We start from the raw sequence: 15,989 nt of genomic DNA, 5'->3' as shown, positions 1-15,989 counted from the left end.
GACAGCAATAAAAATGGAGTAATAGACCCAAGCACAGAGATCATTGAAGAAAACAACTATTATCCATTTGGGTTAAAACATAGTGGTTATAACAATTTAGCAGGAAATCCAAAGTATCAGTACAAGTACAACGGAAAGGAGCTCCAAGAGACAGGAATGTACGACTATGGAGCCCGCCAATACATACCTGACATTGGAAGATGGATCGTAGTAGATCCGTTGGCGGAGAAATATCCAGGATGGTCTCCATACAATTATGTTAACGGTAATCCTATTAAATATATTGATCCAACGGGAATGTATCTTGAGTTAGGCTATTTATTACAAAAAGGCAATGAGGAGCATTACAAAGCATTCGTGATGTTTGCAAAAACAAAAGAAGGACAGGCATTTTTATCTAAATTCATGAAGGAAGGACAAAAAATAGAATATGGTGGAAAAACTATATTTGAAGCGAAATCAGACGGAGAATATCATAAAGGGGGTGTAAATTTGGCTTATACGGTGAGGAAAAATGAAAAAGCAACGGGAAGTTATACTGATATGCAAAGAAATACCGATGGAACTGGAAAGAAAAATGTTGTCATCAGTTTAGCGAGAAAGCCTTTTGGTTCATCGGGAAGTAATATTTTTAACACTGTAGAACATATTTCCCACGAGTCTTTTTATCATGCAGAAAACGATGCAGAAGATTTTATTGATGATGGCTATTCCAATAACTCTACGTTGCCTGAAGATTATAGAAAGTACGACAGGGGTCTTGGATCTCGAAATGCGGACCATTATTATACATCAAAGGAATATATAAAAAATCCCGAAAGCACTAATGTAAATAAGGTTTATTCTATTTTAAGATACGCAAATGAGCAATTAAAATTAAAACTTAATGATACTCAAATAAGAACGCAGATGTGGGATTTTGAGGGCTCATTAATAAAAGTTCAACGAGATGGAAAAGAAGTATATGATGATAAGAAGTAGTTTTTTTATTTTATTAATACTATTATTTAGTTGTAATAAAGAGTCTGAATTTATAGAAGTGACACAAGGAATAGGCATGAATCCTGCTGAACCCAGATATGGAGTATTAGTTACTTCTAATAATGAGTTATTTTTCTGTAATGAAATAATTTCAAACGGAAAAAGAACTTCAAAATATAAATATTACAAATACAATGAATCGATAGATTTTTCTTCATATAAGGAAATGGTTTTGAAAAATTTTAAAGATAAAATAAACTCAAAATCTTTGAAAGTTAATGATGCAGAATATTATCAACTCAAATATAAAACTTCTTCAAAACAATATAAATCGATTTTTTTTGAAAGTGATTTAAATCCTGAGCAGTTTGAAATTTTAATGAATTTTATTAGGCTTCCCGATAATAAATTGAAATTATCCGAAGAAATTCCTTTTTACAATTTTTCATCAGACCTTTTAATGGCTACAACTGTCCCGCTCTACGAAGTTTGTAACTTTAAGCAATAAATAAAGCAAAACGCTAACTGTAAGAGGTTAGCGTTTTTTGTTATAAAAATTTGTATATTTACAACTACGTAGTCCATTTAGACAAATGAAAACAAAGCGAAAGCTTTTTTGAAATTTGCGAACGAAGTTCAGTAAGATTGAGTTATGCAGACAGCAATAAAAATGGAGTAATAGACCCAAGCACAGAGATCGTTGAAGAAAACAACTATTATCCATTTGGATTAAAACACGAAGGTTACAATAGTTTAGCAGGCAATCCGAAGTATCAGTACAAGTACAACGGGAAGGAGTTGCAGGAGACCGGAATGTATGATTATGGAGCGAGGTTTTATATGCCGGATATTGGAAGATGGGGCGTTGTAGATCCGTTGGCGGAGAAGTACAGCAATTTATCTTCATATAATTATTGTGCTAATAATCCTATAATTTTTGTTGATACCGATGGAAGGCGAATAATATTTGTGCCTGGTCTAGGTTATGAGAAAGGTAATAAGAATAATGGGCCTTATGCTGAAAACATAAGTAACGCATTGTCCATTTATACTGCACGTTATGGTACTTCAAGTCAAACTGTTGATGGATCTCATGGTTTATTTGGTGATATGCTTCATGTAATGTGGAATTCACAAAAATCTGCCTCAAGCAACAGCATTGTAGAAGGAACAAGAATTTTTGATGTAGCTGAAGGCATCGCACAAAATATTCTCAATAATCCTCTAGGAGATGGTGAACAAATGAATGTAATGGGATTTAGTCAAGGATCAGTAACAACTGCACAAGCTGTAATTGATATTTTTAGAGATCCGTCAAAATATGGACTTGATGATAACTTTAAAATTGACAATTTAATATTGGGGGGGTCTCCAATATCTAAAGATTCATCATTATATAAAGAAATTTTGAAATTGCAAGAAGCAGGTAAAATTGGTAGTGTCATATATGATGAAGCACAATTAAAAGGAGATAAAGTTACAGGATTAGGTAGTAAATCTAAAGCAGGAGCATTTTGGAAAGGTTTAGGCTTTATCGGTAGAATGATTAGCAAGAAAGGCCAAGAAAAAAATGTACATTATCAGGCGGCACAAGACAAAAATCAAAGTACAACAAATTTTGTCATAGACTTTTTGGAACAGGAAAATATACATTAGATGAAAAGAATTTTTTTTATTTTATTACTTACTTCTTGTAATGCCCAAAATTCATATCTAAAAAAAATAGAGAAGAATGTTCATGAAGTAACGTCAATTTTAAATTACATTCATGATAATAAACTTTTTGAAAAGAAAGATTCATTAAACAAAACTAAAAATGCAGTATACATTAAAAATAAGGTTTGTTTATACAAAGAAGATATAAAAGATACTTTAATTCAAAATTATATGAAAAAATATAATTTTGATAGAATCTGTCTAGAAGAAAGAAATGATAATTATTTTAAAACGGTAATTATTTTTCATAAGTCATATAATCCCATTCTAGGAAAATCTATAGTGATACAATATGATTTTGGGGAAAGTCCTTTGAGAACAAGGATAAGAGATGGAGTAAAAAAGGAAAATACATATTATTCCACTATTATTGACAGTCTATATATTTACTCTGAAAATAAAAAACCTGCATTTGGTGAATAGTGTAGCTCCCTCTAATAGCCACAAAGATTAGGAGGTAATGTATCAGATGTGTTGATTTGGTGTCTTTTGAAATAATAATCCGCTACAGCTAATTCAGAATATATTATTTGTCCAGCTTCGGGTTTGTCCTTTTTATTTTGCTGAATTAAACCCGCTCTGCATTCTATGACAAAAAGCAAATAAAAACTGTTAAATTTCACGAGGCTACCTCTAAAAGCTTTCAATTTTAGTCTTCGCTTTTTAAAATGGTATTTTATTGTTTAAAATGCTGTTTTGTAGAGGGTTGTAATTTCTATAAAATCTAAATACCGCTATACGAAATTTCGTATAGCGGTATTTTTAGTGTATTTTCTAAAATTTCTAAAATTAGAACAGATTTTTAGCTCAAAAAAAATAGAAAGAAATTATTCTTTTTTAAATTCTCTAAAAATCATTGCTTTTTTTTGTATTAAGTACATCCTTTTTCACAAGAATAACTTTTGTTTTCTGCTATTCTATTTTGGTTTACTTTCTGCAAAAATGGTTTAGTTTGTTTTAACTTAGGATTTTGGTGTACTTCGTCTGGTGTATAAATCAAGTGTGCATAATGTGGTCTTTTATAAAATTTTCTACGGTTTTGTTATTGTTTTCTGTTCCACCATCTACAATTAAGTTTAATTTAGGAACTAATTGGCTGGCTTTTAAATTTACTCCAAATTCTTGTTCTATGGCTCTTTTTAGGCTTTTCAGTCGTGTAGAGCCATTTAATTCTTTGGCATAATCATAAGCCAATATTTTTCTAGAAAAATTGTCTATTACCGTATAGATGTAGTATTGGGTATTTTCTAATGTTTTATAAACACTTACATCCATATGCCAAATTGTATTGGGTGCTTCAGCTCTTATCGAGATTTTCTTTTTCTTAGGCTTATACTTTTTTCGATTCTCTCCCAATCTTAGAAGTTTACAGTAGAGTGATACCAAGTCGTTCTTGCCATAGATATCATTCCGTTTTTTACACCATATCCCCAAACAGAAGCCGATGCCCAATGAAGCATCGTTTTATCCGTCATTAATTTTTTCATGGTCTCAATTTCTTTTCTACTAATCTGATTGGGTACTCTCTTATAGCAAAGCCAAATCAAAGAATTAGGACAAGCATATTGTTCAATTTTTTTCCAATGGGCATATTGTTGAATGGTAATTCCCAACATTTTTAAAACCGTTTTCTTATTTCCAAATTCATTAATAAGGTTGTCAATATTGGGAATAAGTTTTTTTTTATTGGTATTAAGAATTTCTTTAAAATTTCTTTAAAATTTCTTTTTCCAATAATGGTAATAATTGAAAGGTACAATTTTAGAAAAGCAAAAAAGAGCTGTTTTATTTTCTTAGCTCTAGCATCAAATAATATTTTAAAATCTTCAATAGCTTTTGTAGAAAGTTCTTCGTACTCATAACCTAAATAATCATTAGCATTTTTATTTTTCCGATACTGCGAAGTAGTAGCAGGTATTTTATCGGTAAATTCTTTAGGAAATAATTGTTTTTCTATACCAAGAGAATAGCAGAGTTTTATGTTGGTATGGTAACGAGAATATGATTGGTGCATTTTAATAGTTTTGATTGATAGCCTAAGTTAAAAAGTGAATTCAAAATATTTCAAATATTATATATAAAATCAGAAGAAATATGCTCTCATAAAATCTACAGCTTTTATTCAAACCAATATAAAAGATTCTTTGGTAATTTCTAAACCTGAGTAAAAAAGATACAACTTATTATTTGCCTTGCGTGAAATAGATATAGGTTAAGCTCCAACGTGCGTAAAATAGATGCTGGTTAATCGAATACCTGCATTTTTGAACTACAGCTAATTTTAACAAATATTTACAATCATTTAAAAACTATGTGCTGAGTAAAAAAGATACAGCTTATTATTTTTCCTGCGGAAAATGGAAAAAGTCTTAACGCAAACTAATGTACAATGTATATAGGTTAGATATTCATTCCTTTTGAGTTTTTTATTTCCAAAGGAAATAATCGTAATTTAATTGTAATCAACGCTTTACAATGATTTTTAGAGGTCTGAAAAATATTGACTTTTATTTCAGCAAGATGTGTCTTTGTACCCACAAACTTTTCAAGTTTTGCGTCCAAAGACTCTCTTGCCTTTTTTGCAAAAAGGGAAAAAAACTGCGGAACTTGTTTTTTTTCTTAACAAATTGGATTTAATTTTCCAGATTAGTCCAAAATATTCTTTTTTAATCTTTAGAAAATCCAGATTAATCCAAACTATTCTTATTTAGCCCAAGCCCTTTGAATACTATTGTTTTAAAGATTTTTAACGCTCAATTTTGCCTCAGAATTTTAATCAAAAAGAGATGAAAAAATCGAACTATCTTTTATTCGTATTATCTACAACTTTAATTTACGGACAAGTTGGGATTAACACCCAAACTCCAGAGACTACTTTAGAAGTTGTAGGAAAGCCAAACGATATTAGTCATTATGATGGAATTATTCCACCACGTATTACAGGAAATCAATTAGCAGCCAAAGCGTATTCATCTGCTAAACAAGGAGCAGTGGTTTATGCAACATCTCCTCCTTCAAATTTGACAGGTCAGGTTAAAAACATTACCGAAGTAGCCCCTTATTATTTTGATGGAACTTCATGGCAGTCTTTTTCAAAAGAGATTGCTCCTATTGAATACTATATCATATTAACATTAGATCCAAACAGCTCAGCTGGACTAACAGCAACTTCGGTATGGTCTGCACCAATGAACCAATGGGGAAATACAAATACCTATCTGACCGCCTCAAAATCCTATACCATCGGAACCAAAAATTTTGGAGGATTAAAAGGAGCTATAACATTCAGAAAAATTCAAGGTATTGTCAATGTTCATTTTCAAATCTACAGAACCTCAGATTCTTCCCCCATTACTGGAGATGCATTCATTAGCATTGCTAATATATACAGCGATATAGGCTATATTCCGAATCAGATTGCTCTGCTACATTCCGAAAATTCTACGCAGTATTTTCCCGCCTTACTCGAAAATTATGCCATACAAATTCCGCAGACATCTTTAAATGCAATGTCCACCTCTTACTATACTTATGGAGAAGTTCAGGGATACTCCAACTGGAGGAAACCTTATTTGCCATAGAAAATAGCTACAAGGAGTTTGATAAATAATGGAAAAAAGAGACTATATAAAAATTAGGATATCCATAACAAGAAAAGAAAACTGGAAAAGAATATGTAAAGAAAAGAATATCACCCTAACCAACTTAATAACGGCATCAGTTGAGAACAGAATTTTAGAAGATGAAAGAAAAAAGATATTGGAGTTCATTGAAAAACAAGACAACATCTTCATAAAAATTGAAACCAACATCAATCAGATTGCTAGAATTGCAAATGCTCAAAAATTTATCAGCAGTAAGGAATTAAATTATTTCCAAAGCCAACTGAAAAACATTACTGAACTGAAAGAAAAGCAAAATGAAATTATCACAAAAATCTACTCTTTAATTGCTGATGATAGTTAAGATTTTAGGCTCAGCAAGTTCCAATTTTCATGGAGTACAGTATAATGATAAAAAAATAGAGAAAGGAACTGGAGAATTAATGCTAATGAAAAATTTTCCTTCCTTCATTAATGAAAACAGCAGTCAAGAAGGAGTTAGAAATTACCTCAAATCCATTTCAAAAAATGAAAAAGTAAAGAAATCCCAGTTCCACGCCGTGATTTCCACAAAATTTCAACAGCACAGCAAAGAAGAATTGACGAAAGTTGCGGAAGATTTTATGCAGGAAATGGGATACGGAAACCAACCTTTCATCGTGATTTTTCATAATGATACCGAAAACAGCCACGTACATATTGTTTCCACGAGAGTAGATAAATCGACTGGGAAAAAGCTCAATGACAGTTACGAAAAACTGAAAGCCCAAAAGGCGATGATGAATGTAAAAGAAAGGATTTATGGCAAAAACAACGAAGAAATCATCAATAACCTTTTGAATTACAATATAAGTACGTTGAAGCAACTAGAAGTTTTGATGGAAAGAAACGGATTCAAGTTGGTAAAGAGCAAAAATGATGAAAACGCTTTGGATATTCTGAAAAATGGAGTTCGAGAAAAAACAATAAGTGGGAACCAACTCATTTTTGGCAACTCTAAAAATAACAATAGAGCAAAGCAAATCAAGGCGATTTTGATTAAATACAAAGAGGTATATTCTAACAAGGTTTTCAAAGTGGATGACCGAAGAGCACAAAAATCAATGCTTCCTGAAGAAAAACAAAAAGAAGAATGGAAGCCAAAGATTGAATTTGAAAGTGAGCTTCAGAAAAAGCTCAAAGATGTTTTTGGGATTGATTTGGTTTTTCATCATAAAGACGAACTCCACCCTTTTGGTTATACTTTAATTGACCATAAAACCGAAACAATTTATAAAGGAAGCGAGATTCTGAAAATGAATAATTTGTTTGAATTCACTTCCGAAGTAATGGACAAGAAAATGTTTGAAAGTTTAAAAAATTACAATTTATTAGATAAAGCATCAAAACAAGTTTTAATAGAATATCTGAAACACCAGAATCCAGAAAATGTTCCCAAAGACTTTATGCTTTTTGAGAACAAGAAAAGAAAAAACAAGGAAGTATTCAATTCGGTAAAAAACGATGTAGGAAACTATCTCAAAAAACAAAGCAATGATAATGTTAAAATTATAAAATCAGAAGAAGGAATCTATTACGCAGTCCACACCAAGCTGCATTATGTAGGAGAACTTCAATCATTAATTGGAGAAAATGAATATCAAAAATTTCCAAATCCAAATCAAGCCATCGAAACCAAAACAGTAAACCAGACTGAAAGTAATCAGGCAAAAGAATTATCAAAAGCAGTAAATGAAATGCTGTTTGAATGGACAAAACATTCAGGAACATCAAAAGACCCTGCGGAAGAAGAACTCAAAAAAAGAAAAAAAAGAAAGAAATTATGATTATCACATTTGCCACACAAAAAGGAGGAACAGGAAAAACGACACTTGCTATTGCATTTGCCAATTATATTTCTGGTCTAACTAAAAGGAAAATCAAGGTATATGATTTCGATTTTCAAAAATCCTTTTACTACAAATGGAAAGAAGACGAACAGTCAGACCTTCCAAAAATGTATGAAGTAGAAACCATAGGTGAAGATGATGAACAGCCTTTTTCCGATTTTGAAACCCTCATTAATATGAAGGAGAGTGATGAAATCAATCTTTTTGATTTAGCAGGAACACTCGACCAGAAATACAGTGATTTGTTGATTTACAGTGATTTTATAATCATTCCTTTTGAATATTCAGATGTATCGGTAAAATCGACTTTGGTATTCAAAAATCTGCTGGGCTTATTGGAAAGCGAAGCGGAACGAATTTTTATCCGTTCAAAATACGACAAAGGCTACAAATACCCTAACCAAAAGGAAATGGACGAAGAAATTTCAAAATACGGAACACTCATTGAAAATCCTGTATTCAAAAGAAACAGCCTTCAAACCATAGATACCAGAAAGCTGACCTACGAACAAAAATATGCCGTAAAAAAGCCTTTTAATGAAATTATTGACCAAATAAACAGCATTTTAAAAATAACTCTTTAAATAAAAACACAAATGTTAAAATACTCATTCATTCTATTAGCAGTCTATTTTCTGTATTATGCTGGAAATATTGTTTACGACCTTTTTTTGAAAAAAGAGAAAACCGTACATACCGATACTACAGAAGAATTTTCACTTGCTGATTTTGCACAGTCAGAGAGCCTTCCTCCAATTTCAATCGGAATTGAAGATGTAGAAAATATTCGTACTCCAAAATCTTTTTTGAAAAGTGAAATTCCGATATCTCAAGTTCAAAATACTTTTCAAGAAAACCCCGATTTGGAAGAATTAAGAAGAAGATTTGAATCCGAACAAGACTTGGATGGTTTTGTTAACGACGAAGAACCAGTAAAAAATGCAACTGAAAATAGAGAAGTTATTCAATCAAAAAATAACGAAAATCATCAAAACCATATTCAAGAAGAACAAACTTCATCTATTCAAAAATCAAACAAAAATAAATGGTATCAATTGCTCAATCTGGCAGAAACCAGCGTTCAAATGATTTCCCATAATGACGGATATAAGATATATCATTCCATTATGTAATCAATATTCATAAAAATATTTAAAACATTCAAAAACAACGCATTAAAAATCCGTTGCAGGGTATTTTTTGCTTTAAACTAAAAAATCAATTCAATATTAACCTTTAAAAAACCTTATGTATTATGAATCAAAAATTCAAAAAAAACCAAATGATGAAAAAAGTATTCACTGCTTTCATCCTTCTTTTATCCATTACTCCTGCGTTTGCACAAGGCGGCGCAACAGCCATCTCCAATGCAGCGAGTGATATCAAAGATTACTGGGATCCAATCAAGCTAATTCTGAAAGCAGTCGGCGGACTTGTCGGTTTCATTGGCGGACTTAGAGTTTATAACAAATGGACGAACGGTGACCAAGATGTCAACAAAGAAATCCTTGGTTATGGAGGAGCAATGATTTTCCTTATTGTCGTTCCTGAATTTGTAACCGCATTCTTTGCCTAAAATGGGATTCTATTTATACAAGGGGCTTAAAAAACCTCTTGTATTCTTCGGACTCAAAGGAAAATATATCTTTTATGCGGTAGGTGTCATCGGAGGTGGAGTCATTGCGGCATTGATATTATCCAAGTTCGGTTTACTAGGTTCATTATTAGGATTGGCAGTTACTGCAGGAGGTGTTTTTCTCATCTTCAAGAGGCAGGACAAGTATGGTTTGTATGATAAAACCAAAAATTTCAATCAGGTATTCATTTTTCCAAAAAGATTTAACAACAAAAAACTTTTGCAACATGGCAACAACAAAGAAACAAGCATTTGATATTCCTTTTATCGGATACGATTACGGGAAAGATTTCAATTGGGATTTTGATGTTCTTTTCGGACAATATGGAAACCCTATTATTGGGATTAAGATAAAAAATAAGGTTGAACAATATTCGGCAGATCCTGATAATTATCTGAATTTTCATACGGTTTTGAATCAAGTTGTTTCGATTATCGGTGAAGGAAGAATTGTACAGAAACTCGATATTTTTTCAAAAAAGAAATATACCGCAGAACCATCCAACCAATTTCTTCAACAAAAATATTTAGAACATTTTGATGGACGGCTTTTTAAGACCATTGAAACGGTATTGCTGTTTACCGATATTGTGGATGACAAACTGAAAAAGAAAAATAAGCAATACAACCACTCGGAAAAAGGCTACAAAGAGCTTCGTGATAAGTGCCAGAAAGTTTTTATGCTTTTGAAACAAAGCGATTGCAAACCTCAATTTTTATTTGAGAAAGATTTTGAATATTACATTTCTGGAGTGTTGTCGATGAAATTTTCAGATGTTCCAACATTTGATAATATCAAAAGTACCAACGAGTATTTACAAATCGGAAATCGTTTTGTCAAAAATATATCTTATGTCGATGTAGAAAATATTGATTTGCCTTCAGAGATAGAACCTTACTCTATTTTGGGAGGAAACGGAGCTGCATCAGAAACAGCAGTAGATAATTTTACGTTCATCAATGAACTGGAAGATTATGAAACGATTGTCTATAATCAGATTATTACCATTCCACTACAAGCACAGCAACAAAGGGAACTCGACAAGAAAAAGAAAAAGCACGAAGGAGCAGCCAATAATTCTCCGAGTAATGCCATTATCGCAGAAGAGATTCAAACATTGCTTCATAATATTGCCATAGATGGACAACTCGTGGTGAATGCCCATTTTTCGATTTTATTTTCAACAAATACTTTGGAAGAAATGGAAGGAACACAGTCCCTGATTGAAAATAAACTCTTTACCAAAGGGATAATTGTTTCCAAAAATGCTTATAACCAGTTGGAACTCTTTCGAGCAGCCATTCCAGGAAATGCCACGGAATTAAGGGAGTATGATTTATTTATGACGACAAGCGAAGCGGCCTTGTGTTTTTTTTTTAAAGAAAGTTACCCCGTGAACGAAGAGTCTAACTTCTATTTGAGATTTACCAACAGACAAGGTGTTCCGCTAAAAGTTGATCCTTCAGATTTACCAATGAAAACAGGAAGAATCAACAACCGGAATAAGTTTGTTTTAGGACCTTCAGGTTCAGGGAAATCATTTTTGATGAACAATATTATAGAACAATATTTGACGTACAATTATGATGTAGTCATTGTGGATACAGGAGATTCCTATTCAGGAACCTGCAAGTATAAGGGAGGAAGATACATTCAGTACACGGAAGAAAAACCGATTACTATGAACCCATTTCTAATGAATAAAGAAGAGTTCAATATTGAGAAAATTGAATTTTTAACCAATTTAATATTCTTGATTTGGCAAGGTCCTGATGCGATGATGTCATCTGCACAGAAATCCATATTAGATAATGTATTGATGTCTTATTATCATCAATATTTCAATTTTGGAACGAAGTGGTATGAAAATAAAAGTTCGGAAGAATTGATTCTTTATCTGAATAAATTCAATATTCACGAAGAAGATCTATTTACAGAATATGAGAATGAAACTAAAGAACAACGCACCTATTATGATATTTTAGGTATTCCATTCGATGCCCAATCTGATGAGATTAAAGAAGCCTTCCGAAAGTTGGCTATTGAATATCACCCTGATAAAAATCTGAACAATCCTGACTATGACAGCGAAAAATTTTATAAAGTCTATGAAGCTTATGAAACCTTAAATGACGAAGGAAAGCGAAAAATTTATAACGAGGCACAACTCATTCTCATCAAATCCAATGAAATCATCAGACAGCCAAAAACAGCAGAAGAATGGAATGAATCGTTCCGAAAAGCCATTATTGAAAAAATTAAGGAACTTGAAGAAAAGTTAGTCGCCAAAGAGCTCTCATTTAATGGATTCTATGAGTATTGCGACTGGTTCCTACCGGTTTACTTAAACAATAAAAAGCACAAAATCAACGAAAAAGAATTCAACCTGCGTACTTTTTTGTTTGTACTGAAGGACTTTTACAAAGGCGGAAGATATGGAACCACCTTAAATAATAAAGCAGACGAGAGCCTTTTTGATGAACCATTCATTGTTTTTGAAATTGATAATGTAAAGGACAATCCGAAGCTTTTTCCAATTGTAACGCTCATTATTATGGATACGTTTATTCAGAAAATGAGGTTGAGGAAAGACCGAAGAAAAGCACTCATTATTGAAGAAGCGTGGAAAGCCATTGCCAGTAAACTGATGGGAGGATATATTCTTTATCTCTACAAAACGGTGAGAAAATTTTGGGGAGAAGCAGTGGTGGTAACACAGGAACTCGATGACATTATTGGAAATGCGGTGGTAAAAGATTCCATCATCAACAATTCTGATACGTTTATTCTGCTGGATCAAACTAAATTCAAAGACAACTTTGACAAAATCGCATCATTGCTTTCACTTAATAAAGTAGAACAGAACAAGATTTTTACCATCAATAATTTGAACAACAGGTTCGGAAGAAGTCGATTCAAAGAATTTTATCTGAAACGAGGTTCTAAAGGAGAAGTCTATGGAAATGAAGTTTCATTGGAGCAATATTTAACCTATACGACTGAAAAGCCCGAAAAGTCCGCCGTCGAATATTATGTACAAAAGTATGGGAACTATGATGAAGCCTTACGCAAGATAGTAGATGATTTAAAAATTTTTGGAGATAGCCTTGAAAATTTGGTTTCACTCGTGAATTTATATCAAAATCCTTTCGATGATAAAATAAATTCTTTTTACAGAATGATAAAGAAAAAGCACAAAGGAAAAAATGTGTTCAAAATCATCTTGCAGGAATTAGAAGACCAAAATGTTAGTTTTTCAGAATTAATTAATCAAAAACAAGAGTTATATGAAAAAGTTTAGTCTAAAAATAATAATGCTGCTTTTCTCTTTTTGGGGAACGATGAGCTTTTCCCAAAACACTTACATCGACCCAACGGTAACAGCAGCTATGATTTTGTATTCAGAAAATTTAAAAGCCAAACAGAATGAAGTAATAGACGAAACCTCCAAATTGAAAGATGCACAAGCGTGGGTAGGAACACAGATGGTGGTTGCTAATGATATTCAGAACAAAATACTGAAAGGATTGAAAGAAGTTTCAGGAACCTTACAAAATGGAATTCAGGTAAAAGAAATTTATTCTGAATTGAATAAATGCTATACCTATTCCTCTCAAATAGTAGAATTAGCTTCTCAGAATCCGCAATACGCAATATTCGGAGTGAAAGCTTCGCAAAAAACCTACGAGCAAAGCCTGAAAATTGTTACCGATGTTTCTGATATTTTGGCATCTGGAGAGCTCAATTTGGCTACTGCAGGAGACCGATACAAAATCCTGTACAATATTTCCGAGAATGTAAAAAATCTAAAATTGTGGCTATTGGCAATCAAGTTAAGATTAGAAAAAGCGAACCGATTAGGATTCTGGAACTCCATTAATCCATTTGCAGGCTACATCAATACCGATAAAGGCATCGTGGAAAACATAATGAATAAGTATAAGCGAAATTTTTAAAAATCATAAGATGAAAAAGATTTTTCAAATCCTTATCATTCCATTAATCTATCTCGTCATTACTTCTTCCAGTGGTGGTTCTACGCCAGCTTGGCAACAAGAAAATGTATCATTTCCCATGATGAACATCGAAATCAATGCCACCATGAAAGAGCATGACCGACAAAAAGGAATGAGGCAAAAGCAAACGCTGAATGCCACAGTAGAAACCGCCAACAGAACTCAATGGAACAACTTTAAAGATAAAGTAACCAAAGTTCAAGACAGATTGAGGATTGTATCATTTGCTATTCAGGCAATTCCTACGGGAATAGCAATGAGTAGAGAAGTTAATAAAATCACTCAAAACCAGACAGATATTATCAACGAAATCAATACAGCGCCTTATTCTATTATAGCTGTTTTGCCTTCTCAAGTTCAGTTTGTGGACGATTTGCAAATGGTTGCAAGGTTAATAACAGGAATTGTAATTTTTTATGGAGCCATCAATCAGATGGAAAAATCAGAACGTAAAATTTTATTGGATTACGCATTGGGTGAAGTCAAAACACTTAGCAGAAATTCTACCCATATGCTTTTAAAAATTAGAGATATCAAAGCCAAAGTATTACGTAATAAAAGAGCTTTTCAATATTACGTGAATAGAGATAAACAAGTGGTAGAAAGCATCATGAAAAATATTAAATCCTTTTAGAGATGACGAAAATAATAACTTTTGGATTATTGACATTTTTTGGAATTTTAATCAAAAGCCAACAGATTGTATTCAATGACAAGCTTTTTGCGCAAATGACGAAAGATCATGCGGTAAGAATTGGAAGCGAACAAACATTTTTAAATTCCTATGAAAAGCAAAAACAGCTGTATGACGATATTAAAAACAAAACGGCACAAGTAATTGCCATTCAGGAATATATTTATCAGCAACTCAAAAATGTCAATTCAGCGCTTACTCAAAGCAAAAAACTCATCTATCTCTATCAGTATTTAGGGAAAGTTGTAACCAATTCCAACAGAATGTTGGATTTATCGGCGCAACATCCTGAATATGCCATCTTAGTTTCCAAATACTATGTAGAAATCGGAAATCAAACCATGAAACTTAAACAGGAAGTTACGCAAGATATTCTGAATGAAAACAAAGATTTTTTGATGGATGCCAGTGATAGAGAAATGCTCATTGAAAAGGTTTTTACAAGAGTAAGAAATATCAATGGAAATATTCTCTACATCATTTTAAGATTAGAGAACGCCAAGAAAATCCCTTACCTGTATCAAGTTCCCAAGCTTCGGAATTATATCAACATAGACAGAGCAATCGTCGGAGATATTATCACAAAATATAAATACATCTTTAATTAAAAACAAATAGATAAACAGATGAAAAATATAGTTAAAAAAGGAAAATTTTTCCTCTTACTATTTATTGCGACTTCAGCATTTGGACAAAGTATAAAAAGATTAAACGATCCTTCAATAGTAGCACAACATAAAAGAATGACTTTTGAAAGCTGGGGAGATTGGCGACCTTATCCGAAATATTTTTTAGGCATTCAGACCAATTTTGCCTATGCAACAGTTTGGGGAATGTGGGCACCAAGCATCAATAGAGAATATAAGAATGGTGAAGATATTCGACCATTAAAACCAAACGGAGAACAAAATTTAAGATTAGCCCAGTTAAAACTTCAGGAAGAAGAAGCAAAAAAAATCAAGGCATCTTCCGATACGATTTACAAAAGAAGTGTTCAGGATTTTGCCCATTGGACTTCCGCTACCGTTGATGCTGATCCATTATGGTTGTTGTACTATAAACCCATGCTGAAACCTATAACCGAATTTCCCAACACCCCTCAAAATTTTATGGAATGGAGACTGAAAGATCAGCAAACATATGAAACGCTCAATACTACAGGCACATTAAAAAGATGGCAGGAAGAATTGGATCTCATCAAAGAAAAATATGCCATGTCCCGAAGTATGGATATGCCTAGAGGAAAACGGTTCATCATGTATCATGAAACACTCATCAAATGGAGAGCATTTGTTCAGGAATTAAAGAAATACAATGATAGGACTGCACTTCTATTAGATTATAAAAATATTCTGAAAAATCATTTATCTACCGCTTTACCCAACCAATGGACACCTGCTTCAGATAAACAAATCGTGCACAGCACCATGCAACAATATAAACACCGATTTTAA

Annotated in this window: 19 protein-coding genes and 1 pseudogene; 16 read left to right on the top strand and 4 right to left on the bottom strand. The window is 32.5% G+C overall.

The window, feature by feature from the left end:
* From IEW40_RS13120 to IEW40_RS13105, 4 genes and pseudogenes are all read left to right on the top strand, one after another.
* Positions 1 to 981 (top strand): RHS repeat domain-containing protein (locus IEW40_RS13120; protein ID WP_188618559.1); only part of this gene is annotated, 981 nt, incomplete at its 5' end.
* Complete coding sequence (locus IEW40_RS13115; RefSeq protein WP_188618558.1) at positions 950 to 1,489, top strand: hypothetical protein; 540 nt, start codon at positions 950 to 952, stop codon at positions 1,487 to 1,489. The genes IEW40_RS13120 and IEW40_RS13115, both read left to right, overlap by 32 nt.
* 44 nt (positions 1,490 to 1,533) lie before the next feature.
* Positions 1,534 to 1,935: pseudogene (locus tag IEW40_RS14275) on the top strand (RHS repeat domain-containing protein); the annotation flags it as partial.
* Between the two features lie 702 nt (positions 1,936 to 2,637).
* Positions 2,638 to 3,120, top strand: coding sequence for a hypothetical protein (locus IEW40_RS13105; RefSeq protein ID WP_188618557.1), 483 nt, complete (start codon positions 2,638 to 2,640; stop codon positions 3,118 to 3,120).
* An 11-nt stretch (positions 3,121 to 3,131) separates the two neighbouring features.
* On the opposite strand, the gene IEW40_RS13100 is transcribed toward IEW40_RS13105, so the two are convergent.
* The 4 genes from IEW40_RS13100 to IEW40_RS13085 form a co-directional block, all read right to left on the bottom strand.
* A complete protein-coding gene (locus IEW40_RS13100) occupies positions 3,132 to 3,344 on the bottom strand; it encodes a hypothetical protein (protein WP_188618556.1) in 213 nt (70 codons plus the stop codon).
* 349 nt (positions 3,345 to 3,693) lie between these two features.
* The gene (locus tag IEW40_RS13095) at positions 3,694 to 4,053 is read right to left on the bottom strand and encodes an integrase catalytic domain-containing protein (RefSeq protein WP_188618555.1); all 360 of its coding nucleotides are present in this window, start codon (positions 4,051 to 4,053) and stop codon (positions 3,694 to 3,696) included.
* Positions 4,054 to 4,055: 2 nt separating this feature from the next.
* Positions 4,056 to 4,313, bottom strand: a complete 258-nt coding sequence (locus tag IEW40_RS13090) for a hypothetical protein (RefSeq protein WP_188618554.1) — start codon at positions 4,311 to 4,313, stop codon at positions 4,056 to 4,058.
* 2 nt (positions 4,314 to 4,315) lie between these two features.
* Complete coding sequence (locus IEW40_RS13085; RefSeq protein ID WP_188618553.1) at positions 4,316 to 4,711, bottom strand: hypothetical protein; 396 nt, start codon at positions 4,709 to 4,711, stop codon at positions 4,316 to 4,318.
* A 772-nt stretch (positions 4,712 to 5,483) separates the two neighbouring features.
* Here IEW40_RS13085 and IEW40_RS13080 point away from each other — a divergent pair.
* The 12 genes from IEW40_RS13080 to IEW40_RS13025 all read left to right on the top strand — a co-directional run bounded on the left by IEW40_RS13080 (position 5,484) and on the right by IEW40_RS13025 (position 15,989).
* Positions 5,484 to 6,278 carry a phage tail-like protein gene (locus IEW40_RS13080; protein ID WP_188618552.1) on the top strand — a complete coding sequence of 265 codons (795 nt, stop codon included), beginning with the start codon at positions 5,484 to 5,486 and terminating at the stop codon, positions 6,276 to 6,278.
* Positions 6,279 to 6,306: 28 nt separating this feature from the next.
* Positions 6,307 to 6,663, top strand: a complete 357-nt coding sequence (locus IEW40_RS13075; protein WP_188618551.1) for a hypothetical protein — start codon at positions 6,307 to 6,309, stop codon at positions 6,661 to 6,663.
* The gene (locus IEW40_RS13070) at positions 6,653 to 8,125 is read left to right on the top strand and encodes a relaxase/mobilization nuclease domain-containing protein (RefSeq protein ID WP_188618550.1); all 1,473 of its coding nucleotides are present in this window, start codon (positions 6,653 to 6,655) and stop codon (positions 8,123 to 8,125) included. Before IEW40_RS13075 ends, IEW40_RS13070 begins: the two co-directional genes overlap by 11 nt.
* Positions 8,122 to 8,772, top strand: coding sequence for a ParA family protein (locus tag IEW40_RS13065; protein WP_188618549.1), 651 nt, complete (start codon positions 8,122 to 8,124; stop codon positions 8,770 to 8,772). Before IEW40_RS13070 ends, IEW40_RS13065 begins: the two co-directional genes overlap by 4 nt.
* Before the next feature lie 12 nt (positions 8,773 to 8,784).
* The gene (locus IEW40_RS13060) at positions 8,785 to 9,321 is read left to right on the top strand and encodes a hypothetical protein (RefSeq protein WP_188618548.1); all 537 of its coding nucleotides are present in this window, start codon (positions 8,785 to 8,787) and stop codon (positions 9,319 to 9,321) included.
* Between the two features lie 122 nt (positions 9,322 to 9,443).
* Positions 9,444 to 9,764 (top strand): DUF4134 domain-containing protein, encoded by a 321-nt coding sequence (locus IEW40_RS13055; protein WP_188618547.1) that lies wholly within the window; start codon positions 9,444 to 9,446, stop codon positions 9,762 to 9,764.
* Position 9,765: 1 nt separating this feature from the next.
* Entirely contained in the window at positions 9,766 to 10,080 is a 315-nt protein-coding gene (locus IEW40_RS13050) for a DUF4133 domain-containing protein (RefSeq protein ID WP_188618546.1), read from the top strand.
* Positions 10,052 to 13,126: a TraG family conjugative transposon ATPase gene (locus tag IEW40_RS13045; protein WP_188618545.1), complete on the top strand. Its 3,075-nt coding sequence runs from the start codon at positions 10,052 to 10,054 to the stop codon at positions 13,124 to 13,126. The genes IEW40_RS13050 and IEW40_RS13045 overlap by 29 nt, the downstream gene beginning before the upstream one ends.
* Complete coding sequence (locus IEW40_RS13040; protein ID WP_188618544.1) at positions 13,113 to 13,781, top strand: hypothetical protein; 669 nt, start codon at positions 13,113 to 13,115, stop codon at positions 13,779 to 13,781. The genes IEW40_RS13045 and IEW40_RS13040 overlap by 14 nt, the downstream gene beginning before the upstream one ends.
* Positions 13,782 to 13,791: 10 nt before the next feature.
* Complete coding sequence (locus tag IEW40_RS13035) at positions 13,792 to 14,475, top strand: hypothetical protein (protein ID WP_188618543.1); 684 nt, start codon at positions 13,792 to 13,794, stop codon at positions 14,473 to 14,475.
* A gap of 2 nt (positions 14,476 to 14,477) precedes the next feature.
* Positions 14,478 to 15,143, top strand: a complete 666-nt coding sequence (locus IEW40_RS13030) for a hypothetical protein (RefSeq protein ID WP_188618542.1) — start codon at positions 14,478 to 14,480, stop codon at positions 15,141 to 15,143.
* A gap of 18 nt (positions 15,144 to 15,161) precedes the next feature.
* Positions 15,162 to 15,989 (top strand): hypothetical protein, encoded by an 828-nt coding sequence (locus tag IEW40_RS13025; protein WP_188618541.1) that lies wholly within the window; start codon positions 15,162 to 15,164, stop codon positions 15,987 to 15,989.

Origin of the sequence: Cloacibacterium rupense, assembly GCF_014645495.1 — a bacterium.
Classification (GTDB): Bacteria; Bacteroidota; Bacteroidia; order Flavobacteriales; family Weeksellaceae; genus Cloacibacterium; species Cloacibacterium rupense.
This window is presented reverse-complemented; position numbering and strand designations above follow the sequence as displayed.

Bases quoted from the DNA above. Each gene is read 5' to 3' on its own strand.
- IEW40_RS13075 (WP_188618551.1), top strand. From the start codon at position 6,307: ATGGAAAAAAGAGACTATATAAAAATTAGGATATCCATAACAAGAAAA.
- IEW40_RS13040 (WP_188618544.1), top strand. From the start codon at position 13,113: ATGAAAAAGTTTAGTCTAAAAATAATAATGCTGCTTTTCTCTTTTTGG.
- IEW40_RS13045 (WP_188618545.1), top strand. From the start codon at position 10,052: ATGGCAACAACAAAGAAACAAGCATTTGATATTCCTTTTATCGGATAC.
- IEW40_RS13060 (WP_188618548.1), top strand. From the start codon at position 8,785: ATGTTAAAATACTCATTCATTCTATTAGCAGTCTATTTTCTGTATTAT.
- IEW40_RS13090 (WP_188618554.1), bottom strand. From the start codon at position 4,313: ATGTTGGGAATTACCATTCAACAATATGCCCATTGGAAAAAAATTGAA.
- IEW40_RS13030 (WP_188618542.1), top strand. From the start codon at position 14,478: ATGACGAAAATAATAACTTTTGGATTATTGACATTTTTTGGAATTTTA.
- IEW40_RS13080 (WP_188618552.1), top strand. From the start codon at position 5,484: ATGAAAAAATCGAACTATCTTTTATTCGTATTATCTACAACTTTAATT.
- IEW40_RS13055 (WP_188618547.1), top strand. From the start codon at position 9,444: ATGAATCAAAAATTCAAAAAAAACCAAATGATGAAAAAAGTATTCACT.
- IEW40_RS13070 (WP_188618550.1), top strand. From the start codon at position 6,653: ATGATAGTTAAGATTTTAGGCTCAGCAAGTTCCAATTTTCATGGAGTA.
- IEW40_RS13065 (WP_188618549.1), top strand. From the start codon at position 8,122: ATGATTATCACATTTGCCACACAAAAAGGAGGAACAGGAAAAACGACA.
- IEW40_RS13105 (WP_188618557.1), top strand. From the start codon at position 2,638: ATGAAAAGAATTTTTTTTATTTTATTACTTACTTCTTGTAATGCCCAA.
- IEW40_RS13035 (WP_188618543.1), top strand. From the start codon at position 13,792: ATGAAAAAGATTTTTCAAATCCTTATCATTCCATTAATCTATCTCGTC.
- IEW40_RS13115 (WP_188618558.1), top strand. From the start codon at position 950: ATGGAAAAGAAGTATATGATGATAAGAAGTAGTTTTTTTATTTTATTA.
- IEW40_RS13025 (WP_188618541.1), top strand. From the start codon at position 15,162: ATGAAAAATATAGTTAAAAAAGGAAAATTTTTCCTCTTACTATTTATT.
- IEW40_RS13050 (WP_188618546.1), top strand. From the start codon at position 9,766: ATGGGATTCTATTTATACAAGGGGCTTAAAAAACCTCTTGTATTCTTC.
- IEW40_RS13085 (WP_188618553.1), bottom strand. From the start codon at position 4,711: ATGCACCAATCATATTCTCGTTACCATACCAACATAAAACTCTGCTAT.